We start from the raw sequence: 22,862 nt of genomic DNA on the forward strand, positions 1-22,862 counted from the left end.
GGCAGACTGCCGCGCTCGTGCGCTGCAGCGAATCGACTCGGTTGGTAACAGGCTGAGGGTCGGTCCTAGATCGACCGCTTGATGTCCCAGCGGTCATGATACCAGAGCCATTGCTCGGGATATTCACGAACCCAGGATTCGACCTTGTCGTTCAAGAGCTGTGCCGTGGCCGTGACGTCGATCTGGCCCTTTTCGTTGCGCGGCAGCACAACCTGAGGCTCGATCTCCAGACGGAACCGGTTCCCCGGCAGGCGGATACAGCGGGCCGGATAGACCTCGCAGTCGAACTGTCGAGCGAGCTTAGCAAGCAGCGGATTGGTGCGAACCGGATTGCCGAAGAACTGCGTTTCCACGCCCTTCCAGAACTTCTGGTCAACGAGCACGCCAACGCCACCGCCCTGCTCCAGCTGGCGCGCCAGCGCAAACGACGATCCCGCATGGGACGGCACAAGATTGCCCATGCGCTTGCGGCGGAATTCGAAGACCTTGTCGGCGATATAGGGATTGTTAGGCGGCCGGAAGAGGACCGTTACGAACAGCCCGAAGGCGGCACCCGCGACCGGCAAAAGCTCGAAGTTGGCGGTGTGCCCGGTAAAGACGATGAAGGGGCGAGGATTGTCCCGCAGGTCGAGGAACTGCTCGACGCCCGACACTTCCACCCTGCCCTCGCCAGGCTTTTCGGGATCGAAATCGAAGAGACGATCGAGGAACACGTATTCGGCGGCAAGCCGGCCCATATGGCCCCAGCTTGCCAGCGCAATGACCTCGCGCTCCTCTTCCGACTTCTCCGGAAAGGCGCGGCGCAAATTCACCTGCATCAGCCGATGACGTTTGGTCTTCGGTCCCACCCAGCGCATCAGCCGATCGGCGAAGTTGATCGCCGAGTCAGCCGGAAAGATCTTGAGCGCAGTCAGAAAGCCAAAGGCGATCTGGGCGACTGACCAGTGATAGAACTTGCGCAGCGCCAGAACGATGCGGGTGACGAGCATCCGCACGCGATCAATCCATCTTCAGGATGATCTTGCCAAACACCTGGCGGCCTTCCATGCGGGCAAGCGCCTTGTCGATGTCATCAAACGAGACCTGCGTGTCGATGACGGGATGCACGAGGCCGCGCGCCATCTTCTGCATGGCGTCCGCCATGTTTTCCATCCGGCAGCCGAAAGAGCCGAAAAGCTTCAGCTGCTGCTGGAAGAGCATCATCAGGTTCACTTCGGTCGACACACCCGAGGTCGAACCGCAGGTCACGAGGCGGCCGCCGCGCTTCAGGCAGAACATCGAAGCCGCAAACGTGTCCTTGCCGACATGTTCGAAGACGACGTCGACGCCCTTCTTCTTGGTGATCTTGCGGACCATGCCTTCGAAGCGATCGGTGCGGTAGTTGATGACGTGATCGGCGCCGAGTGCCTTGGCCGGCTCGATCTTGTCGTCGGAGCCGACGGTGGTGATGACAGTGCAGCCGATCTTCTTGGCAAGCTGGATGGCAGCCGTGCCGATGCCGGAGCCGCCGGCATGGATGAGGATAGTTTCACCCGGCTGGAGCTTGGCATTGTCGAACAACATGTGCTCGACGGTGCCGAAGGTAACAGGCGCGAGAGCCGCAGCAACCGCATCAACGCCCGGAGGGGCAGGCACCAGCAGGCGGGCCGGCAGATTGATCTTTTCCTGGGCAAAGCCGTCGAGATGGAAGCCGTGAACGCCAGAGACGTTCTCACACAGATTGTCGCGGCCCTCACGGCAGGGCTTGCAGAGACCGCAGGTGCGCGCGCCGTAGACGGCGGCGAGTTGGCCCGGCAGGATATTGCCAACGCCGGGACCGATCGCCTCGACAACACCGGAGGCTTCCGCACCGATGACGAGCGGCATCTTGCGCTTGGCAAACGCCATGCCACGCCAGCCCCAGACGTCGATATGGTTCAGCGCGACGGCCTTGACGCGCAGCGTAACCTCGCCCGGACCCGGTGCATCCGGCTCCGGCAGGTCGACGATTTCAAGCTTGCGGTCTTCGACGAGTTGCAATGCGCGCATGACATGTTTCCTTCAGGGTCTATGGGGCGGATGCAGATGACGCGTCGTCACGCTCTCATCGTCAAACCAGGGCTGCCCCCGGGCATCTGCCGACCTTCGTTGTTCTTGCGAGGTGCGTTGATCCCCGGCTGAAAGCCGAGGATGACGTCCCGAATTGTTGGCGCAGGCCTTAGACCGGTTCCCGCGTCATGACAAGGCTGGCGTTCTGACCGCCAAAGCCGAAGGAGTTGGAGAGCACAGCCGAAACCGAGGCCTCCCGCTTCACGTTCGGCACCACATCGAGCACGATCGAAGGATCGGGGTTCGTGTAGTTGATGGTTGGCGGCACCGTGCCGGTCAGCATGGTCTGGATCGAGAACACCGCTTCGACTGCACCGGCAGCCGTCAGCGTATGGCCGATCATCGACTTGTTCGACGAAGCCGGAATGGCGTCCTTCAAGCGGTCACCGAAGACCGAGAGCATGGCGCCATATTCCATCTTGTCGTTCTCGGGCGTCGATGTGCCATGGGCATTGATATAACCGATGGCATCCTCGGACAGGCCGGCATCGACAAGCGCTGCCTTGATCGTCGCGATCGCAGGACCGCCATCCGGCGAAGAGCGCGTGCGGTGGAAGTGGTCGGCCTTTTCGCCGCAGCCCTTGATGATGCCGAGCACCTTGGCGCCACGGGCAACAGCCGATTCCAGCGATTCCAGGACGAGGGTTGCCGCACCCTCGGCGATGACGAAGCCGTCGCGTTCCTTGCTGAACGGCTTGGATGCCTTTTCCGGCGGATCGTTCTGTGTGGACAGTGCCGAGAGCAGCGAGAAGCGGATCACGGCTTCCGGGCTGATCGAACCGTCGGTCGCAACCGTCAGCGCCCGCTCGGTGCGGCCCTGACGGATCGCCTCGACGCCGAGCTGGATGGCGGTCGCACCCGAAGCACAGGCCGTCGACAGCGTCACGGGCAGGCCGCGCGTGCCGAACTTGTCGGAGAGGCGCTCGGAGATCGAGCCGAACTGAACGGCTTCAAGGAAGACCGGATCGGGCTGTTCGCGCATGGCGGCAAGGAAGCGGTCATAGGCATCGCCCGGTTGGGTCGAGGCCGGCGCCCGCTCGGCCAGCGCAAACCGATCATGCCATTCCGGCTCGACCGGTGGGGCTGCCAGGAAGAGCGGGCCGTTGAAGTCGCCATTGATGCCGGCCTGGGCCAGCGCCTCGATGGTCGTTTCGCGAGCGAGCGCATAGGAGCGTTCGACGGCATTGTTGGCGGGCACGGCGATGAAATCGACGGTACCACCAATGCGGGTCGACATGCCCTCGGTGTCGAAGCGCTTGATATAGTGGATCCCGGACTGGCCTGACGTCAGTTTCGACCAGTTATCGGAGAGGCCCTGGCCGAGCGAGGTGATGACGCCCATGCCGGTAACGGCGATGATCGGGCGGCCGAGATGATCCTTGAAGCGGCTGTCGGTCATGGATCTATCCTTCTCACGCATTCGCCGAGAGCACGGCGAGGCCTTCGCCCCGCACATAGCCGACGGTGGAGATGATGGCATGTTTGGCCGGACCGGCCTGGGCGGCTTCGTTGGCCGGATCGAAAGCGGGCACTGAGGCACCGGCATCGATGGCAAGTGCTGCAAGCGCCAGACCCGCCGGGAACTGCGCTTCGACCGAATGACCGATCGATCCGGCATAACCCCGCACCGGCATGCCGGCAAAACGTTCCGTAAGGTGAGTCTTCTCACGTCGCGTCAACTCGGCGAGACCAGAGGCGCCCGAGAAGACGACGGTATCGGCGGCAGACAGGGACGCGGCTTCAGGAACCATGCGGGCCAGGCGCGCCTCAAGCTTGCCTTCGTCGCGATTGCCACGATCGCCTTCGACCGCGTCCAGCACCGCATAGATATGCGCGCCGCGCGCTTCGGCATGTTCGCGCGATTCCAGCACCAGGAAGGCGCCGACCGTGCCGAGGATCATGCCGCCGCCGGAGGATCCGTCACGCGACCAGAGCGGCTGCCACGGCCCCGTCTGATGGGCGCGGATGCCTTCGACGAGCAGCAGGATGTCGGGGCGTTCGGCAACAAAGGCGCCGCCGACGAGCGTATGCGTCGACTGGCCGGCCTTGATGCGGGCGAAGGCAGTTGCGATCGCGGATATGCCGGCCGCCTCTTCACCCATGAAGGTGCGTGAGGAACCGGTGACCTTGTGAACGATCGAGATATTGCCGGCGAGCAGGTTGGAGAGCTGCGCCAGGAAGAGGGTAGGACGAAGCTCGGTTTTGAGCTTCTCGATCAGGAATTTTTCGCGGTCGTTGCGCTTCAGCGCCTCGTCGACGATCAGGCTGTCGACGGCAATGTCACGCTCGCCGCCACCGGCTGCCACGATCAGGTCCATCGAGCCGCAGGCGTCGACATCGTCCTTCATGCCGGCATCGTCGAGCGCGAGGCCCGCTGCGAACACGCCGAGTCGCTGCCAGTTTTCCATTTGGCGCTGGTCCTTGCGCCCGATCTGCTCCGACCAGTCGATCTCGGGCAGCTTGTGCACGACATAGGGCTTGAACTTATCGGCCTCGAGAACCGGTTCCGGAGCCGTCTTCGCAGATAGCAGCGCGAGATGCGCATCCTTGCCGGTGCCGTGGCAGGTGACGATCCCGACGCCGGTGATCACCACATCATTCGGTTGTTTGACCATATGCAATCCTCTCGCCGGCAGGCTGGCCAGCGTAAAATGCGGGTTTTCCCGAATAAGGCCCCAAGGTCAATAGGAATTGCGCCCTTGCGGCCGAATGCGCCTTACGCTTGGGCGGCCATCGCGGCCATCAGACCGACTTCCTCTGCGCGCTTGCGCACGATCGGGGCGAGCGGCACTTCGGAGAAAGGCATGGTGCGCAACTTCAATTGCGCGTCGCAGACCTTCTTGCCGCCGCTCGTGATCTTCGCCTTGGTGACGGCAAAGCCGGAACCGTCGTGTTCAAGCTCCGCTTCGATATCGAGGACGGCGCCCGGTTCGACGAAGGTGCGCATCTTGGCGCCATCGACCGACATCAGGAAGGGCATGGCCTCGAAGTCCTTGACCGCAAGCAGCAGCATGCCGGAGGCCTGTGCCATGGTTTCGATCAGGAGAACGCCAGGCACGAGTGGCATGCCGGGGAAATGCCCTTCGAAAACGGGGCTTTCCATCGGCACGGTCGAGGTGGCCTTCAAACGACCAAGGCCGAGATCCACGCTCTCGACCTTGTCAATCATCTGGAAGTATTCAAGCAGCATGACATGTCTCCGCCGCGTGGCGGATCAGCCCTTGGCAGCCCGCAATTCGTCGATCTTGGTGCACAGGTTCTTCAGAACGAAGTACTCCTCGGTCGAAACCTTGCCTTCGTTGACTTCCTGCGTCCACTGCTCGAGCGGGATCTTGATGCCGAATTCCTTGTCGATCGCAAAGACGATGTCGAGGAAGTCGAGGCTGTCGATGCCGAGGTCATCGATCGTGTGGCTTTCCGGCGTAATCGTCTCGCGATCGATTTCGCTGGTCTCTGCGATGATGTCGGCAACTTTGTCGAATGTAGCGGTCACGCCAGTACCTCATATGTCTCAAATTCTGGGTTCCACATAAGGAAAGCAGCGTGAAATGCCAATGGTGGTTTTGTATTGCAGCGAAATTTGCAGCCGAAGTGTTGCCTAAACAGCAATCGAATGGCGACCTTTGCCATTGGAGAGGTAGCTGTCGAAGACGGCGGCAATTGTCCGCGCAAAGGGACGACCTGCCTCGGTGATGACGAAGTGATCGTCTTCGATCAGACAGATGCGGTCCTGGTTGGACTGCGCAAAGGCTCGCGCTTCCGCAACGATGTCATCGACGGCATTGCCGAATTCGGACCGGAGCTCCCGGAAGGAGACAGTAAAGCGGCACATGATCTCCTCGATCACGCGGCGGCGCAGCCTGTCGTCATCGCTGACCGCAATGCCACGCACGGCGGTGAGACCGCCGGCATCGGCCATGCGCTGGTATTCGCCCGTAGCAGGCATGTTTTGCACGTAGCCCTGCGGCAATTGCCCGATCGAGGAGGCGCCAAGCCCGATCAGGGCTTCGGCGGCATCATCCGTATAGCCCTGGAAGTTGCGGCGCAGGCGCCCTTCCCGCGCCGCAACCGCCATCCGGTCGGACGGCAGCGCGAAATGGTCGATGCCGACGGGCTCGTATCCAGCAGCAACGAGCATCGAGGCGGCAAGGCTCATCTGCGCGAAGCGTTCCTCAAGGCCGGGCAGCACCTCTCCCTTGATCATCGTCTGATGCTTCTTCATCCACGGCACATGGGCATAACCGAAGAGGGCAATCCGATCCGGCGCAAGTGACAGGATGTCCTTGACCGTCTCTGCCACGCTCGTGTCGGTCTGGTGCGGCAGGCCGTAGAGAATGTCGCAATTCACCGAATGCACGCCCCGCGCCCGCACAGCCTCCACCACCGATTTCGTCTGTTCGAAGGTCTGGATCCGGTTGATCGCCTTCTGCACCTTAGGGTGGAAGTCCTGCACGCCGAGGCTGGCACGCGTCATGCCGATGGCGGCGAGTGCGTCATAGCGTGGCTCGTCGAGGTCGTTCGGGTCCATCTCGACGCTGATTTCGACGTCATCGGCAAAACGGAAGGCCGACCGAAGGGCTGCCATCAGATCGATCAGATCGTTTGGCCGCACCATGGTCGGCGAACCGCCGCCGAAATGCACGGCTGTGACGGCCGCGTCGCGGCTGACCAGCGCGCCGACGGCTGCGATCTCCTTCTTCAAAGATTCCAGATAGATCGCGATCGGCTCGTATTTCAGCGTATGTTTGGTGTGACAGGCACAGAACCAGCAGAGGCGGTCGCAATAGGGGACGTGGATGTAGAGCGAGATGCGCTCTTTTCCAGTGATCGCCTGGAGCCACTGCGCATATTTGCCGCAGTCGATATCTTCATGAAAATGCGGCGCCGTCGGATAGCTCGTATAGCGAGGGACAGCGCCGGAATACTTGGCGAGAAGGGAATTTTCCATGAGTTTGCGCTGCCTTGAGGTGTATCGAACTGCGACCAAAGATAGCGCCGTCACACATCGCGGCCTTTGACTTCGATCAATTTGCTGATACATTTCTCACGTAGAGTTTATTGAAACTCAGCGGCCCGAGGAGGGCACTCGACCGGACGCAGCCTCAAAGGCGCCGAGCGGTCTGACGGGATGGCTTCACCATGGACACCTACAGAAAACACTTCCCGGAATGCGAGGCTCCCGCGGTCTGCCGTTCCTGCGAAGCCCGTCATGGCGGCCTCTGCTCGGTGCTGACATCCGCCCAGCTGGTCGAACTCAATCGCCACTCGATTCGCCGTCGCGTCGAAGCCGGTAACGAGGTCATCGGACAGGGCGAGCAGGTCGGTAGCTACAGCAATATCCTGAAGGGCGTCATCAAGCTGTCGAAGATGATGGCCGATGGCCGCCAGCAGATCGTCGGCCTGCAGTTCGCGCCCGATTTCCTCGGCCGCCCCTTCCTCGGCGAAAGCACGATCACGGCGGAAGCCGCGACCGACACCGATATCTGCACCTTCCCGCGCAACATCGTCGACCGCATGGTCGGCGAAGTCCCGGACATGGAGCGCAAGCTGCATGCCCAGTCGCTGAAGGAACTCGACGAAGCGCGTGACTGGATGCTGACGCTGGGTCGCAAGACCGCCCAAGAGAAGGTCGCGAGCTTCCTCTACCTGATCGCGACCCATATCGATCCGGAAAGCGAGGGCACCCAGACCTTCGATCTGCCGCTCTCGCGCGCCGACATTGCTGACTTCTTGGGCCTCACGATCGAGACTGTCAGCCGCCAGATGACCAAGCTGCGCAAGGACGGGATCATCGTCATCGAGAACAATCGCCACGTCATCGTGCCGAAACTCGACCGTTTGCGCGACGCAGCCGGTATCGACTGACGCTCAGCGTCAGAGCCGGCGCCGATTCTTTTCTCAAGCGATGAATAGCCTGTTCAGGCCTAGAACAAGCGCGCGATCAGCCAGGCGACCGCGACAAAAGCCGCCATCACCGTACAGGCCAAGTAGAAGATCTGGATGCCGATCAGGATATCGGCGGGGCCGGCATCGCTGCGGCCTGCCGCATGCATCATCGGTTCGCTCACCCTGACGCCGCCATAGACGCGCGGGCCTGCCAGTTGCAGGTCGAGCGCGCCGGCCATTGCGGCCTCCGGCCAGCCGGAATTCGGTGAACGATGCAGGCCGCTGTCGCGAAGGGCTGCCGAGAAGGAGCGACGGCCTGCCCCTGCCCCTGCCCCGAGCTTCAGCCATGCCGCAAGCGCGATAAAGACGGCCGAAAGCCGTGCGGCGGGCCAGTTGGCAAGGTCATCGAGCCGCGCAGACGCCCAGCCGAAGTCGAAGAAGCGCTCGTTCTTGTGCCCTATCATCGAATCGGCGGTGTTGAGCATCTTGTAGGCGAGGATCCCGGGCAGGCCCGCGATCGCATACCAGAAGACCGGTGCCACCACGCCGTCGGCGAAATTCTCCGACAGGCTTTCGATCGCGGCGCGCGAAACACCCGCTTCATCGAGCGTCTTCGGATCACGCCCGACGATCATCGCCACCGCCCGGCGACCGCCGTCGAGCCCTTGCCCGAGCAGCCCATCGGCAACAGCCTGCACATGATCGCCAAGGCTTTTCTGCGCCAGGAATACACCGACAACGACGATTTCGAGGACAAGGCCGACCACGCCTAGAAATTCGAAGATCGAAGAGAGGACCAGGCCGACGACGGCAGAGGCGATGAGCAGCAGGACGATGGTGATAACACCGTTCAGCCGTCTGCCTTCGGCGGTAAACGTCGTGCGGTTCAGAGGCTTTTCGAAGAGATCGATGGCCTTGCCGAACAGGACCACAGGATGGGGCACGCGCTGCCAGAGCCAGGGCGGATCACCGACGACGCGATCAAGACCGATCGCCGCAAGCAGGATGAGGAGGTGGCTCATGTCTGTGGTTTCCGAAAGGAGTTGAGCGCCGCCAGAAGGCGCGCATCGCCGGCCTCGTCTTGGGAAAGGCCGAAGCGCAGCCAGTCTGGCCGGTAGTCGAATTTACGGGTCAGGATGTGATGGCTGCAGAGATGGCGGTGCAAGTCAGCAGCGTCCACATCCTCGACCAGATGGAAGAGATCCGTTCCGCCGCGCACAGTGAGGCCCGCATTCGACAAGACTTCGGAGAGTGCACGGGAACGCTGACGAATCTGGTCGGTGATGAGCCGTGTATCCGACGTCATCAAATGTTCGGCCAGAACCAATGCGGGCCCAGACACCGCCCAGGGACCGAGCCATTCTGCAAAACGCGTGGTGAGGCTCTCCTCGGCAATGACGAAACCAAGGCGGATCCCGGCAAGCCCGAAGAACTTGCCGAAAGAGCGGAAGACGATGAGGTTCGGGCTGGGTTCAGCTGCGAGGCTGTGGTCTGGAACCGTATCCCCGAAGGCTTCGTCGACAACGAGCAGCCCGTTCCGATGCACGAGGTCGCCGGCCAATGCCTGCAGCCTCTCCCGCCCGTAAAGCCGGCCATCGGGATTGTTGGGGTTCACCACGACAACAAGGCGATGATCGCTGTTGATCTGTTCGAGGTCGCTGATGGCGTCCACCGCGAGACCTGCCAGGGTGAAGGCTCGAACATATTCGCCATAGGTGGGCGTTAGCACGGCCACACGACTGCCCGGCGCAACGAGCCGCGGGAGGAGCTGGATGGCGGACTGTGTGCCCGGCACCGGCAAAGGCAGACGCGCGCCGGAGCGATAGTAGCCGCGAGCCGCTTCGCGCGCTGCCATTTCGCGTTCCTGGTCTGGAAGACGATGCCAGGCGCGCATCGGGATCTCGGGCAGTTCCGGTGGGCAGGGATTGATGCCGGTGGACAGGTCGAGCCAGTCCTCGATGCGCCCTCCGTAAAGCGAAGCGGCAGCCGCAAGTCCGCCGCCATGCTGGATAGGTCCGCTCATGCGCCCTCTCCCGCGACATCGATCAGATGCATGTAGGATCCCGCCACCGAGCCGCGACGTAGGCCGACGGAACCGAGTTGCTCGCCCAACGCATCCTCTGCTTCGAAAAGGCGGTCTGCAGCGCCCTCGGAGACGACGGTCGAATAGTGGAACTCGTGAGCGGTGAATTCACCAGCGAACAGGTCTGGTGCAAGCGACCGCAGCCGCCGATAGCCCAGATGCCGCTGGCGCGTCGCATAGCTGGTCACGAGGGGTAAAAGACCGAGCATGCCGTGACGTTTTCCGTCAGCATCGACCAGTCCCTCTCCGAGCACCATATAGCCACCACACTCGCCATAGATCCTGGCGCCCCGTTCGGCAGCGGACACCATGCCGACCTGGAAGCGCTGCGCCGAGCTAATTTTGCCCGCATGCAGTTCCGGATAACCGCCGGGCAAATATATCGCATCGACATCCGCCGACGGCGCTTCGTCTGCAAGCGGCGAAAAGAAGGAAAGCTCCGCGCCCTGGGCGCGCCAGCCTTCGAGCAGATGCGGATAGGAAAAGGCAAAGGCGATGTCGCGGGCGATTGCAATCCGCTGGCCGAGCCGCGGAAGGCTCGTGACCGTTGCGGAGCCCGAGGCGTCAGCCGTCTTGCCGGCCAACAGCATCAGGCGATCGAGGTCGACACCGGCCTCGATGGCATCGGCCGCATTTTCGATGAAGGTTTCGAGCGCACCATGTTCGCCCGCCTGCACGAGGCCGAGATGCCGTTCGGGCAGCGAAAGCGATTTATCGCTTCTCAAGCTGCCGAGAACCGGAACCTCTGTCTTCGCCATGGCTTCCCGCAGCATACCCTCATGCCGGTCACTGCCGACACGGTTGAGGATGACACCCGCGACCTGCACATCTGGCCGAAACCTGGAAAAGCCCGTGACAAGGGCTGCGACCGATTGCGAAGTCCGCCCGCAATCAACGACGAGGACCACCGGCAGCGACAGAAGGGCCGCAAGATCGCCGGCGCTTCCCGTCCCGTCGGCAGCACCATCGAACAAACCCATCATCGCCTCGATGATCAGCATGCCGCGTTCTGCACATTGAGCGGCCTGCGCCTTGAGGAACGCGGGACGCATGGCCCAGGGATCAAAGTTGAAACAGGACGCGCCACTCGCGGCGGCATGGAAGGCAGGATCGATATAGTCGGGGCCAGCCTTGCCCGGGGCAACGGAAATTCCGCGGCGGCGCAGCGCCCGCATCAGGCCAAGCGTCACCACTGTCTTGCCCGAACCGGAAGCCGGCGCGGCGATCAGCAGTCCGCTCATGCCGTGTCTTTCTGTTCCACGGCAAAGGGATCAGGCAGAAGCTTGCGACCGGAAAGCGCACCCAGCCAGTCGAGCGATGGCCGAAGCCGGACGACCTCGCCGATGACGACGATTGCCGGCGGCTCGATGCCGGCAGCGATCATGTCGGCTTCGGCGCGTCCTAGCGTGGTCTCGAGCACGGTCTGCTCCGGGGTAGCCGCATTGCAGACGAAGGCGACGGCCTCGTTACGCGAGCGGCCGGCAGCAATCAGATTGGCGGCGATCTGCCCCATGTGCTTCATCGCCATATACATGACGATGACAGGCGATCCGCGACCGATCGCGTCCCAGTCGATGCGGTCCGGCACCACCCCGGACGAATCATGCCCCGTGAGGAAGGTCACCGCATGATTGACCTCGCGATGGGTGACCGGGATGCCGGCATAGGCAAGCCCGCCGATTCCGGCCGTGATGCCGGGAACGATGCGGAAGGGCACGCCATGTTCGATGAGCGTCAGTGCCTCTTCGCCACCCCGCCCGAAGACGAAGGGATCGCCGCCCTTGAGGCGCAGCACACGGTGGCCGGCCCTGGCGAGTTCGACGAGACGAAGGGAAATGTCACGCTGTTTGGCGGACGGCTTGCCGCCGCGCTTGCCGGCATATTCGAGGATGGCGCCGGTCCGGGCCAGTTTCAGGCAGTCTTCGTTGACCAGGGCGTCGTGGACGATGACGTCTGCCTCCGACAACCCCTTGGCCGCGAGCAGGGTCAGCAGGCCCGGGTCTCCCGGCCCGGCGCCGGCCAGCCACACATGGCCCGGCTCGATGGCCGGCAGGCTTGTTGGCAAGACGAGACGCGTCATATCAGTCATGCTCATGGTCTAGGCCCCGTCGGAAAAAATTGCAATTCCGCCCCGCTGCTTTCCGCACGGAACCTGCGGTCACCTGACTTTCGCGCGGAGGCTGCCTCGCCTATAAGCGAGCCATGAGCGATGCCAATCGACCAGACGCGAAAGACGCAGCAGAAGGCCACCGGCTGGACAAGCCGGAAGGCGCGCCACTGCGCAACGGCTGGACGACTGGCGCCTGCGCCACGGCAGCGACCAAGGCGGCTTTCACGGCCTTGCTGACCCGCGCCTTCCCGGATCCCGTTTCGATCACGCTGCCGAAAGGCGAGACGCCGGCCTTCGCGCTTGCCTGCGAAGGCTTCGAGCGGGAGAGCGCCTATGCGGGCATCGTCAAGGATGCGGGCGATGATCCGGATGTAACCCATGGAGCCACCGTAATCGCGACGGTGACCCGCCTATCTCCCGGAAGCGGCATCCGCTTTGTGGCGGGCGACGGCGTCGGCACGGTAACGAAAGCGGGCCTTCCGATCGCAGTCGGCCAGGCCGCGATCAATCCGGTGCCGCGCGCGATGATGACAGCAGAGATCGAGGCGCTTGCGGCAGAGCATCAGGTGTCGCCGGATGTGGAGATCAGGATATCGGTGCCGGGTGGCGCCGCGATCGCCGAAAAGACCTGGAATCCGAGGCTCGGCATTCTCGGTGGCATCTCCATCCTCGGCACCACGGGCATCGTCCATCCCTTCTCCTGTGCTGCCTGGATCCACTCTATCCATCGCGGCATCGACGTGGCGCGCGCCGAGGGACTGACGCATCTGCTGGGCGCGACCGGATCGACTTCGGAAAAGGCAGCCCAGGTCTTTCATGATCTGCCCGACGGGGCGCTGATCGACATGGGCGACTTTGCCGGTGGCCTTCTGAAATATCTGCGCTCCCATCCGGTGCCGCGCCTGACGATCGCGGGTGGCTTTGCCAAGATGTCGAAACTCGCCCAAGGCGCACTCGACCTGCATTCCTCCCGCAGTCAAGTCGACAACATGTTTTATCTCTCCCTCCCTTGCACCATGTCGCTGGGTGAAACCGAGCGGCGCGCCGTGCAGGAAGCGAACACCGCGATGGAAGTGCTGGAGATCATGACGACGGCCAAGGTCGAGATCGCGCAATCGGTGGCCGAGGCGGCGAAGCTGACCGCCGAAGGCGTGCTGCGCGACAGCGGCGTCACCGTGGATATCCTCGTCACCGACCGCAAGGGCACGGTCATTGCCCATGCCCAGTAGCCGGCCCGCATCTCGACAGAAGATCCTGATCCTCGGCGGAACGGCAGAAGCACGACTGCTGGCCGCACAACTCATCGAGGAAGGCCATAGCGTGACGACCTCGCTGGCGGGGCGGACGGTCGATCCGGTGCTGCCAGACGGCGAGGTTCGCATCGGCGGCTTCGGCGGCGCAGATGGGCTCGCGGCCTATCTGCGGGACGAGCAGTTCGACCGAATGATCGACGCGACGCATCCCTTCGCCAGACGCATCAGCGAGAACGCCATCAAGGCTTCAGCGATCTCGGGGATCCCGCTCGAACAAAGGCTGCGACCCCGCTGGCAGAAGCAGCCCGGCGACCGCTGGAAGTCCGTGGCGACGCTTGAGGCGGCAGCGGAGGCGTTACCGCAAGCGGCTACGGTATTTCTCGCTCTTGGCAGGCAGTATCTGGATGCCTTCATCGGACGGGACGACTGCCGCTTTGTCATCCGCATGGTCGACCCGCCGGAGACGCCACTCGGTTTTTCCGATCACATGCTCGTCCTCGGCAAGCCGGCATCGGATCCCGACCGGGAGGCAGACCTCTTTACCGCGCATGGCATCACGCATCTCGTATGCCGTAATTCCGGGGGACCCGCGGGTTACGCCAAGATCATCGCGGCACGGCGGCTGGCACTGCCTGTGATCATGATCGAGCGGGACTGACCAAGATCAGCCTCAGCGGAATTCGAAGATCTGGCGGAAGACGCCGGGCGCGATAATCGACAGCGGGTTGATCACGAGGTTTGGCTTGGACGTTGCCCCGGTCAGCTTGAAGGTAATCCCGAGCAGGCCACGGTCGCGGCCATTGCCGAGGATGGCGCCGATGACAGGCAATTCGCCAAACAGACGATTGAGACCATAGGCGGGCATGAAGGTGCCGGTCAGATCGATCCTTCCGGCCTGGTCGCGGACGATGCCCTGGAAGGTCGCGCCGATCTGTTCTCCGCGCACGATGCCGTTCTCGACGCTGAGCGTGCCGTTGACCATGGCCAGACGGGCGAATGCACGCTGGAACCGGGCAGAGCTGACATCGATGTCGCTGCGTACAGCATTGTTGAGGCTGCGCCCGTCGGCACCGGTCGGTGTCGAGACGATGGTCTGCAGGCGCTCTTCATTCTCGACCTGGAAATTGCGCAGATCGAGATTGCCGCTCCAGGCACCGTCGCGGGTCTCAGTCAGCCGCAGATTGGCAAGCCCGCCTCCGAGCCGCTTATAGGTATCGAGGAAGCGCAGCACAGCTCCAGCGTCACTCGTCGTCACCGACAGCTCCCGAAGCCCTTCCGGCTGGCGCAGTTTGGCCACCAGCGCCTGGCCACTGCCCGTCACGCCGGAGAAATCCACGGCATTCACGCGACCCTTGCCCGCACCATAGATAATCGAGACACCCGACAGCTGTTCGCCACCGAAGCCGAGAACGCGCTCGAACCGGCCCTCGATCCTGAGTGAGGTGCTGGACTTCGCCGTCTCACCGTCACTGGATGGGTTTTGCAGGGTGGAGAGCAGCGAGCGAGCATCAAAGGCGCGCCCATTGGCAACGACCGAATAGACACCCTTGGTGAGCCGCACGGTAAGCGCGACGTCGTCCTCAGGCGAGAGCCGCACCCGCGACAGATTGGCTGCCACAAGCCCCCGGTCGTCGGCCGAGAGATCGCCGATCGCCCCGAAACCATCGCCATCCAGCTCGAACTTCTCGATCAATGATAGCTCGCCATTCTTGGACAGTTCGAACGTCGCCTTTGCGCCAATCCCCTGCCCCTTCGACCACCCCACCCAGGGGATGGTGAGCGTCGCAGACCGCAGATCGACGGACACGGCCTGACGGGTTTCATCGAGGCGGCGCAGTTCGAGCTTCATCGGACCATTGACGATCTCGCCAAGCCCGGGCACCAGCTTTTCGCGAGTTGCGTTGTCAAGCGTGGCCGTGACGACCCGCTCGCGGGCGACGTCCCCCTCGCCCTTCCGAACCGGTTCGGTGAGTTCGACCTCCATCGGCACATCGTCGATGAGCGCTTCGGCATCCAGCTTGGCCTTGTCGACGTCGACGAGCAGCTTGCCGGTCACATCGCTGATGCGCCGGCCGTCGAAGGGTTTCGCCACATCGACATCTTCCAGATCGACCTCAGCCGTCCAGCTCGGGGTCGGCGGCCGCTGGTCGGGGACCAGACCGAGGCGGATCTTCGCCTTGCCCCGCACCTTGCCGGCAAAGTCATCGGCCTTGAAATCGACGGTGCGCAAGGCCTCGATCGGCTTGAACGACACCAGTTCGGCAACGGCATCCGCCGCACCACTGACATCGAGCTCCAGATCCGCCATCAGCGGCTTTTCATAAGCGTCCTGCAGAACGAGCTTTCCGCGATCGAGGTTCACCATGCGTCCTGACGGGAAGAAGGAGCCGGCCGAGCGGATGTCGACATCCACCCGTTCTCCCAGCATGTCGAAGCGCCCATAGACATCGCGAAGCGGCGGCAGCTCACCGGTGAGGTTCAGCCGGGCATCCTCGAGATCGAAGCCGATCTTCAGCTCGTCGGCATTGAGGCGGACCGGCTTCGGATCGATCGACAGGCGGTTCTGCGGAATGAAGACGTCGATTGTGCCGCGCGGAATGATACCGCCATAGAGGTTCTCAAGCACCCATTGCCGGGGCTTGGAAGCGATCCAGTAGGGCCAGAGCTGCTTGACGACGCTGGTCGCCATGTTCTGCACTTCGGCGTTGAAGCGGATCTCTGGACCCGTGCCGCCGAAGCGCACCTGCAGTTTGCCACGCATGTTGCCGCCAGGCGTCGAGGCATCCAGCGTGTCGAGCTGCAGCATGTTCTCGCCGACCAGATAGCGACCATAGCCTTTCAGGAAGAAGGGAAACGGTGTCTCGCCGGCCGTGGGCACATTCGCCCGCCCGTCGGTCACCACCAGATCAATGCCGAAACCCTTGCCGAAACTCGGTCCCTCAGGAAGCCGGTCGAGATCGATGATGCCACCCGAGAGCGGAAACACGGTCTCGCCGAAACGAGCGACGGAATCCGCAAGTTCGATCGTATCCTTGGAGAAGTCGTAGGAAAGCTTGAGCGCTGCGTCCGTCAGTTCCTGGCGTTGGCCATCCGAGTAGAAGCCGCCATTGCGCATGTTGATTCCGAGCGACATGGCGGGCGCCTGCCCGCCATCGGCGCGTCGTGCCGTCAGAAGCAGCTCGGCAGAGCCATCGATGCCCTGGCGTGCCTCACCGGTACTGGAGCGCCGGAGCAGGAATGGCGTGACCCGGACATCGGCAATGCGCATCGTCAAAGATTCAGCACGACCGTCGACATTGGTGGTTAGCGCGGTCAGCTCCGTCTGCTGGCCGTTGACCGAGACTGCGCCGAAGATCGACAGCGAATCGTCTTCGCCCCGCTCCAGCGCGACATCATCGATCGCAATGGTGAGCGGTCGCCCGCTTGCACTCGTCGACTCGATCTCCAGACCGGCAAGACGCATACGGTCGAGACCGCCGCGCGCGATCATGCCCTGCAGTCTGTCTAATTCTTCGAAAGCACCGGCCAACCGCGCCGGAACCTGGTCAATCCGGAGACCGCTCAGATCGATCGGCTTACCCTTGGGCAGCACCGTAGCGTCAAGATTGATACCCTCACTCACCACTTCACGGATTACGAAACGGCCGCCGAGCAGAGCCAGTGGTTCGACGATGAAGCGTACGGATTGGGTCAAGGCCACCTGCTGGCCGCCGGCCTGCTCGTGCAGGGTGACGTCGCGCGCCTCGACCGTCAGCTCCATGCCGTCAGAGAATCGGACTTCGGTGCCGCCGATCTTGGCAGTGAACTGAGCTCCCAGCGCCCTGTTCAGCACCGCCTGGGCGCGCTGGGCAAGGGCTGAATCAAGCGTACCGCTTTCGACCACCACGTAGACGGCGAAGAACACCACGAGCCAAAGCCCGGCAAAGCCGGCCAAGACCCTGAGAAAGCGACGGAACAGCGACCGCTTCGGCGGTGGACAATGCACGATGAGGGGATCTTCGGCCTGGGCGGACGGAAGGGCATGCAGCGGCACGATGTCCCGCTTGCGAAACCGTAGCTTTTCGCCCCGGATCTCAGACATGTGCTGGTGATTGTCTCCGTCGACCGATGCCGCTAACAAGTCGCTCTGGACGACTTCGGAGCGGACTATATATCGATGATGCCCAGATTCACTCATAAAACGGGCAAAAGAAAGGTTATCCCATGACGGATTTGATTGCCGGGGAAAAGGCCCCCGATTTCTCCCTGCCCCGCAACGGCGGCGGCACCGTTTCGCTCTCCGATTTCGCCGGAAAACCAGTGGTTCTCTACTTCTACCCCAAGGACGACACGAGCGGCTGCACGACCGAAGCCATCGACTTCTCGGGCCTCAGCGCAGAGTTCGAAAAGCTCGGCGCGACCGTGATCGGCGTCTCGCCCGATTCGGTGAAGAGCCATGACAAGTTTGCCGCCAAGCACAGCCTGTCTGTAGTGCTTGCCGCCGACGAAGAGCACACGGCACTGGAAGCCTATGGGGTCTGGAAGGAAAAGAGCATGTACGGCAAGACCTATATGGGTGTCGAACGCTCGACCTTCCTGATCGACGGATCGGGCAAGGTGGCCGAAGTCTGGCGCAAGGTGAAGGTTCCTGGCCATGCCGAGGCCGTGCTGAAGGCGGCGCAGGCCCTCTGACATGCCCGAGATGACGCAGCCCGAGACGGCTTTTCACTCCCTTCGCGGCGCTGCCACACTTGCAATCCTGAGCGCCGACCTTAATGAGAAGACGGCGCTCGCACAAACGGCGGCGATCCGCTGGCAGGAACGCCGCCTGTCCCTGCGCTCGCCGCTCGATCCGCCGCTTCCCGATCGACCTGGCCGCCCGGAAAAGCCGGAACTGGTTCCGCCGAAGGCGGTCGGCAAGCGCTCGCTGCACACGTTGCCGGGTCGCGTGGCGTTGCTGCATGCCCTCGCCCATATCGAGCTCAATGCCGTCGATCTCGCGCTCGACATCGTGGCCCGCTTTGCAACAGAACCGGTGCCGCACTCCTTCTTCGACGGCTGGATGAAGGTGGCCTTCGAGGAAGCCAAGCATTTCAACCTGGTGCGCGATCGCCTGCGGACACTCGGCGCCGACTATGGCGACATGCCAGCCCATGATGGCCTGTGGCAGGCAGCCCACTCGACCAAGAACGACCTGACGGCGAGGCTCGCGGTGGTGCCCCTCATTCTCGAAGCGCGCGGCCTCGACGTGACGCCTGCACTGCAGGACAAGATGCGCGAGACCGGAGACATCGAAAGTGCCGACGTCCTGAAGGTCATCTACGAGGACGAGAAGGGCCACGTGGCTGTTGGCGCCAAATGGTTCCGTTTTCTCTGCGCCCGCGAAAAGCGGGACCCGGCGCGCGCCTTCCAGGATCTCGTGCGTGCCAATTTTCGCGGCCAGCTGAAAGCACCGTTTAACGATGTCGCCCGCGCCGAAGCCGGCCTCACGCCATCCTTTTACCGGTCGCTTTCTTCCAAGAACAATTCCTCGGTTTGAACCGCAATTCCAATCGCCTAACGCTTCATTAACCCTAATTATGCGTAACTCCTAAAGGCGGGAGCGGACAGGCGACTCACCGCCATCGGACATTCGCGCGGCAGCGATTGATCGAGCAGGAATTGGGGGTCAGCGTGGCGACGACTTCAAACAATCAGGTCTTCGGAAAGCGCAAGGTGCAGCACGTCGTCATCCTGGCGAGCGGCGACCGGATACGCCACATGACGATCCGCCCCTGGATGATTGCCCTGACCGTCTGCTTTCTTGGCACAATGGCCATCGGCTATCTCGGTGCCACGACCTATCTCGTTCTGCGCGACAATCTGATCGGCGCCACCATGGCGCGGCAGGCACGCATGCAGCACGAATACGAAGACCGAATCGCAGCGCTTCGCGCTCAGGTCGACCGCGTTACCTCAAGGCAGTTGCTCGACCAGCAGGTCGTCGAGGAAAAAGTGGAAAAGCTCCTCGAACAGCAGATGGCCCTGACATCACGGCATGGCCGGATCGGCGCCCTTCTCGAGGGTTCCCCCTCCGACGCCCTGCCCGCCGGCGGACCAGTCCCGGCCGAGAAGCCTCTCGTCGACAGCAAGGATCAGGCAGCTCTCTCCAACGGCACCGAAGCTTTCGCTGCCCTTCTCGGGAGCGAAGGCGCATCACGTCCATCAGCGACAGCCGAGAAACCGCCCGTAGCGCTCGGCTATGTTCCGATGACAGGCGAGAATGTCGCCGATCGTGCCGACCGCCTCTTCTCCCACATGACCTTGTCCTTGAAGGAGATCGAAGCGGAGCAGCTGCAGCGCATCGATCAACTGGCAAGCGGCGCGTCCCAGACAGCGGACGAGATTGCCGCCATTCTCAAGCGACAGGGTGTACCGATTGAAGAGATTGCAGCTCTGCCGGTGGCCGATGCCGTCGGCGGCCCTTACCTGGCGCCGCAGTCGGACCGCGACTTCAATGCCTCGATCAACGCGCTCGATGCAGCCCTCAACCGTCTTGAAACCGTTCGCGGAACCGCAAAACGCCTGCCCTTTGCCAATCCGGCGCCGGGCCAGGAAATCACCAGCCGATTCGGCAACCGACCCGACCCCTTCTTCGGTGGTCTTGCCATGCATGCGGGGATCGATTTCAGGGCGCCGACCGGCACGGAAATCCGCTCAACGGGCAGCGGCAAGGTCGTCACCGCAGGCTTTTCCGGCGGCTATGGCAACATGGTCGAAGTCGACCACGGCCTGGGCCTCACCACGCGTTACGGCCACATGTCGCGCGTTCTCGTCAGCGAGGGCGACACTGTCGAGCCGGGCCAATTGATCGGTCTTTCGGGCTCCACGGGCCGGTCAACGGGGCCGCACCTGCACTACGAAGTACGCCGCAACGGCGATCCCGTCGATCCGATGCGCTTCCTCAATGCCGGCATGAAACTGACGCCGCTGATCAATTGACGCGGCTATTCGAAAACCGGAAACTCGCCTTGTGCGACACCCAGAAAGCGAATGCATTATAATTGATTTGCTCAACTCTTGCCAATTAATGGTGAACATTAAGCCTTTGTAGGGGTAAATCCGCCTGTTTCCTTGACTTTCCGGCAGTTTCCCACTATTCGCCGCAACCATTGGAGCCCAATCTCAAGGGCTATAGAGCGATGTTCGCGAGAACAGGAACGGAAACTACTTCCCTTTGACCACTTTTGCTGACCTTGGCCTGAGCCAAAAAGTCCTTTCTGCCGTCACTGATGCCGGCTACACGATCCCGACCCCAATCCAGGCAGGCGCCATTCCGCCGGCCCTGCAGCGGCGGGACATTCTCGGCATTGCGCAGACTGGCACCGGCAAGACGGCATCCTTCGTTCTCCCGATGCTGACGCTGCTCGAAAAGGGCCGCGCCCGGGCCCGCATGCCGCGCACGCTCATTCTGGAGCCGACGCGCGAACTGGCAGCGCAGGTCGCCGAGAACTTCGAAAAGTACGGCAAGAATCACAAGCTGAACGTCGCGCTCCTGATCGGCGGCGTGTCCTTCGACGAGCAGGACCGCAAGCTTGAACGCGGCGCAGACGTCCTGATCTGCACGCCCGGCCGCCTGCTCGACCATTGCGAACGCGGCAAGCTCCTGATGACCGGCGTTGAAGTCTTCGTCATCGACGAAGCCGACCGCATGCTCGACATGGGTTTCATCCCCGACATCGAGCGCATCGCCAAGATGATCCCCTTCACGCGCCAGACGCTTTTCTTCTCGGCAACCATGCCGCCGGAGATCCAGAAGCTGGCCGACCAGTTCTTGCAGAACCCCGAGCGCATCGAAGTCGCACCGCCGTCCTCGACGGCGAAGACCGTGACCCAGCGCCTGGTTGCCTGCCACAACAAGGATTACGAAAAGCGCTCGACGCTGCGTGACCTGATCCGCGCCCAGGACGACCTGAAGAACGCGATCATCTTCTGCAACCGCAAGAAGGATGTGGCCGACCTCTTCCGTTCGCTTGAGCGCCACGGCTTCTCGGTCGGCGCCCTGCATGGCGACATGGATCAGCGCTCGCGCACCACGATGCTGGCGGGCTTCAAGGCCAATGCGATCACACTGCTCGTCGCGTCCGACGTCGCAGCCCGTGGTCTCGATATTCCGGATGTCAGCCACGTCTTCAATTTCGACGTTCCGATCCACGCCGAAGACTATGTCCACCGCATCGGCCGTACCGGCCGTGCTGGACGCTCCGGTGCAGCCTTTACCTTGGTGACGCGCAGCGACACCAAATTCCTCGATGCCATCGAAAAGCTGATCGACCAGAAGATCGAATGGCTCGATGGTGACCTGTCGGCGCTTCCGGCGCCTGCGGAGAGCCACGACGAAAGCCGTGGAAAACGCGGCCGCGACAAGGATCGCGAGCGGCGCGGCGGTCATAAATCCGATACGCGCAGCGAGTATGTCAAACCGGTAGAGGAACAACAGGTGGTAGAAGCGGTGAAGGTCGAAGTGGTCAAGGCAGAACCGGTAGCGGCGGAACGCAGAACGGACAAGCGCCGCGATCAGAACCCGCGCAACAACCGCAACAATCCGTCGCCGGCCAATGACGACAACCGCGATCGTCGTCGCAACCGTCACCACGACCATGACGACGGCCCGACGCCTGTCGGCTTCGGCGATGACATCCCCGCCTTCATGCTGATCGTTGCTGCCGCAAAGGCCTGATCCTTGTGGGTCAGCCCGGTATCGATTTCCCCGGTCTCGGGGTTGGTCTTGCCATCCTTCGGGATGGCAAACTGCTTTTGTGCAAGCGAATGAAGGCACCGGAAGCCGGCCACTGGAACATCGTGGGCGGCAAGGTCGACTATATGGAGCCGGCAGAGATTGCCGCACGCCGCGAAGCCGAGGAAGAGACGGCGCTCGACATCGGCGAAATCCGCTATCTCGGCCTGACCGAGCAGCGGATCGAGGCGGACCGCCAGCACTGGATTTCCCTGCTCTATGTCACCGATGACACGACCGGCGAGCCGCAGCTCACCGAACCAGACAAGCTCTCGGAGATCGGCTGGTTTGATCTCGACGATCTGCCGCAGCCGCTTTCGGTCTTCACACAGACAGTTCTGACTTATCTGCGCTGAGCGGCTTCCCGCTCGGTGACCCGGATCGCGGCATCAAGCGCGATACGCGCCCACTTCGCCATCATGTCGGGATCATCGAGCGCCTCGTCCGGTACCGTCCAGTAGGGCATGGCCACGGGCTTGCCATTGCGGCCCTCGTAACGCCAGCGGCTGGCGCCGGCTTCTTCCAGCAGCGCCGCACTCTCGTCGTCGCCTTTCAGCATCAACTCGCCGCGCAGTTCGAGTGCGAAGATGATGCCGCGCGCATAGATGCCCTTGCCGCCGAACATTCGTCGGATCGTTACAGGCCCGACCGCCTCGAACATCTCCTCGATTGCCGCATTGTCCATCT

General features: G+C 62.6%; 21 protein-coding genes. 8 read left to right on the top strand and 13 right to left on the bottom strand.

The features are described 5' to 3' along the window. Positions 1-65: 65 nt before the first annotated feature. The 7 genes from C0V73_RS11895 to hemN form a co-directional block, all read right to left on the bottom strand. Entirely contained in the window at positions 66-989 is a 924-nt protein-coding gene (locus C0V73_RS11895) for a lipid A biosynthesis lauroyl acyltransferase (RefSeq protein WP_172450165.1), read from the bottom strand. Between the two features lie 10 nt (positions 990-999). Next, positions 1,000-2,028, bottom strand: a complete 1,029-nt coding sequence (locus tag C0V73_RS11900) for a zinc-binding dehydrogenase (protein WP_006726181.1) — start codon at positions 2,026-2,028, stop codon at positions 1,000-1,002. 169 nt (positions 2,029-2,197) lie between these two features. Beyond that, the gene (locus tag C0V73_RS11905) at positions 2,198-3,487 is read right to left on the bottom strand and encodes a beta-ketoacyl-ACP synthase (RefSeq protein ID WP_102020181.1); all 1,290 of its coding nucleotides are present in this window, start codon (positions 3,485-3,487) and stop codon (positions 2,198-2,200) included. Between the two features lie 13 nt (positions 3,488-3,500). Beyond that, positions 3,501-4,703 (bottom strand): beta-ketoacyl-ACP synthase, encoded by a 1,203-nt coding sequence (locus tag C0V73_RS11910; protein WP_102020182.1) that lies wholly within the window; start codon positions 4,701-4,703, stop codon positions 3,501-3,503. 101 nt (positions 4,704-4,804) lie between these two features. Continuing rightward, complete coding sequence (locus C0V73_RS11915) at positions 4,805-5,278, bottom strand: 3-hydroxyacyl-ACP dehydratase FabZ family protein (RefSeq protein ID WP_102020183.1); 474 nt, start codon at positions 5,276-5,278, stop codon at positions 4,805-4,807. Positions 5,279-5,302: 24 nt separating this feature from the next. Beyond that, complete coding sequence (locus C0V73_RS11920; RefSeq protein ID WP_102020184.1) at positions 5,303-5,581, bottom strand: acyl carrier protein; 279 nt, start codon at positions 5,579-5,581, stop codon at positions 5,303-5,305. A gap of 105 nt (positions 5,582-5,686) precedes the next feature. Further along, positions 5,687-7,036 (bottom strand): oxygen-independent coproporphyrinogen III oxidase, encoded by a 1,350-nt coding sequence (gene hemN, locus C0V73_RS11925; RefSeq protein ID WP_102020185.1) that lies wholly within the window; start codon positions 7,034-7,036, stop codon positions 5,687-5,689. Between the two features lie 191 nt (positions 7,037-7,227). Between hemN and C0V73_RS11930 the strand changes: the two genes are divergently transcribed. Next, entirely contained in the window at positions 7,228-7,953 is a 726-nt protein-coding gene (locus C0V73_RS11930; protein WP_102020186.1) for a Crp/Fnr family transcriptional regulator, read from the top strand. A gap of 59 nt (positions 7,954-8,012) precedes the next feature. Here the strand turns inward: C0V73_RS11930 and cbiB are convergent, their stop codons facing one another. The 4 genes from cbiB to cobA are packed head-to-tail and all read right to left on the bottom strand — an operon-like array spanning position 8,013 to position 12,152. Next, the gene (gene cbiB, locus C0V73_RS11935; RefSeq protein WP_102020187.1) at positions 8,013-8,996 is read right to left on the bottom strand and encodes an adenosylcobinamide-phosphate synthase CbiB; all 984 of its coding nucleotides are present in this window, start codon (positions 8,994-8,996) and stop codon (positions 8,013-8,015) included. Next, positions 8,993-9,997, bottom strand: a complete 1,005-nt coding sequence (gene cobD / locus C0V73_RS11940) for a threonine-phosphate decarboxylase CobD (RefSeq protein ID WP_102020188.1) — start codon at positions 9,995-9,997, stop codon at positions 8,993-8,995. Before cobD ends, cbiB begins: the two co-directional genes overlap by 4 nt. Next, the gene (locus C0V73_RS11945) at positions 9,994-11,298 is read right to left on the bottom strand and encodes a cobyrinate a,c-diamide synthase (RefSeq protein ID WP_102020189.1); all 1,305 of its coding nucleotides are present in this window, start codon (positions 11,296-11,298) and stop codon (positions 9,994-9,996) included. Before C0V73_RS11945 ends, cobD begins: the two co-directional genes overlap by 4 nt. Next, positions 11,295-12,152: a uroporphyrinogen-III C-methyltransferase gene (cobA, locus tag C0V73_RS11950; protein WP_172450139.1), complete on the bottom strand. Its 858-nt coding sequence runs from the start codon at positions 12,150-12,152 to the stop codon at positions 11,295-11,297. Before cobA ends, C0V73_RS11945 begins: the two co-directional genes overlap by 4 nt. A 107-nt stretch (positions 12,153-12,259) precedes the next feature. On the opposite strand from cobA, the gene C0V73_RS11955 reads away from it, so the two are divergent. Together C0V73_RS11955 and C0V73_RS11960 are read left to right on the top strand one after the other, a co-directional pair. Next, complete coding sequence (locus C0V73_RS11955; RefSeq protein ID WP_102020191.1) at positions 12,260-13,396, top strand: cobalt-precorrin-5B (C(1))-methyltransferase; 1,137 nt, start codon at positions 12,260-12,262, stop codon at positions 13,394-13,396. Then, positions 13,386-14,078: a cobalt-precorrin-6A reductase gene (locus C0V73_RS11960; protein WP_102020192.1), complete on the top strand. Its 693-nt coding sequence runs from the start codon at positions 13,386-13,388 to the stop codon at positions 14,076-14,078. The genes C0V73_RS11955 and C0V73_RS11960 overlap by 11 nt, the downstream gene beginning before the upstream one ends. Positions 14,079-14,090: 12 nt before the next feature. Here the strand turns inward: C0V73_RS11960 and C0V73_RS11965 are convergent, their stop codons facing one another. Beyond that, complete coding sequence (locus C0V73_RS11965) at positions 14,091-17,501, bottom strand: DUF3971 domain-containing protein (RefSeq protein ID WP_102020193.1); 3,411 nt, start codon at positions 17,499-17,501, stop codon at positions 14,091-14,093. Between the two features lie 122 nt (positions 17,502-17,623). Between C0V73_RS11965 and bcp the strand changes: the two genes are divergently transcribed. The 5 genes from bcp to C0V73_RS11990 all read left to right on the top strand — a co-directional run bounded on the left by bcp (position 17,624) and on the right by C0V73_RS11990 (position 22,531). Beyond that, a complete protein-coding gene (gene bcp, locus C0V73_RS11970) occupies positions 17,624-18,091 on the top strand; it encodes a thioredoxin-dependent thiol peroxidase (protein WP_102020194.1) in 468 nt (155 codons plus the stop codon). Position 18,092: 1 nt separating this feature from the next. Next, the gene (locus C0V73_RS11975; protein ID WP_172450140.1) at positions 18,093-18,938 is read left to right on the top strand and encodes a ferritin-like domain-containing protein; all 846 of its coding nucleotides are present in this window, start codon (positions 18,093-18,095) and stop codon (positions 18,936-18,938) included. 134 nt (positions 18,939-19,072) lie between these two features. Further along, on the top strand, positions 19,073-20,380 hold the full coding sequence (locus tag C0V73_RS11980; RefSeq protein ID WP_245407946.1) for a M23 family metallopeptidase: 1,308 nt from the start codon (positions 19,073-19,075) through the stop codon (positions 20,378-20,380). Positions 20,381-20,615: 235 nt separating this feature from the next. Continuing rightward, positions 20,616-22,118 carry a DEAD/DEAH box helicase gene (locus C0V73_RS11985; protein WP_102020195.1) on the top strand — a complete coding sequence of 501 codons (1,503 nt, stop codon included), beginning with the start codon at positions 20,616-20,618 and terminating at the stop codon, positions 22,116-22,118. 5 nt (positions 22,119-22,123) lie between these two features. Next, complete coding sequence (locus tag C0V73_RS11990) at positions 22,124-22,531, top strand: NUDIX domain-containing protein (protein ID WP_102020196.1); 408 nt, start codon at positions 22,124-22,126, stop codon at positions 22,529-22,531. Here the strand turns inward: C0V73_RS11990 and C0V73_RS11995 are convergent. Then, positions 22,519-22,860 (bottom strand): TfoX/Sxy family protein, encoded by a 342-nt coding sequence (locus C0V73_RS11995; RefSeq protein WP_102020197.1) that lies wholly within the window; start codon positions 22,858-22,860, stop codon positions 22,519-22,521. The genes C0V73_RS11990 and C0V73_RS11995 overlap by 13 nt on opposite strands. Positions 22,861-22,862: the final 2 nt, after the last annotated feature.

Origin of the sequence: Rhizobium sp. TH135, assembly GCF_002855515.1 — a bacterium.
Classification (GTDB): Bacteria; Pseudomonadota; Alphaproteobacteria; order Rhizobiales; family Rhizobiaceae; genus Allorhizobium.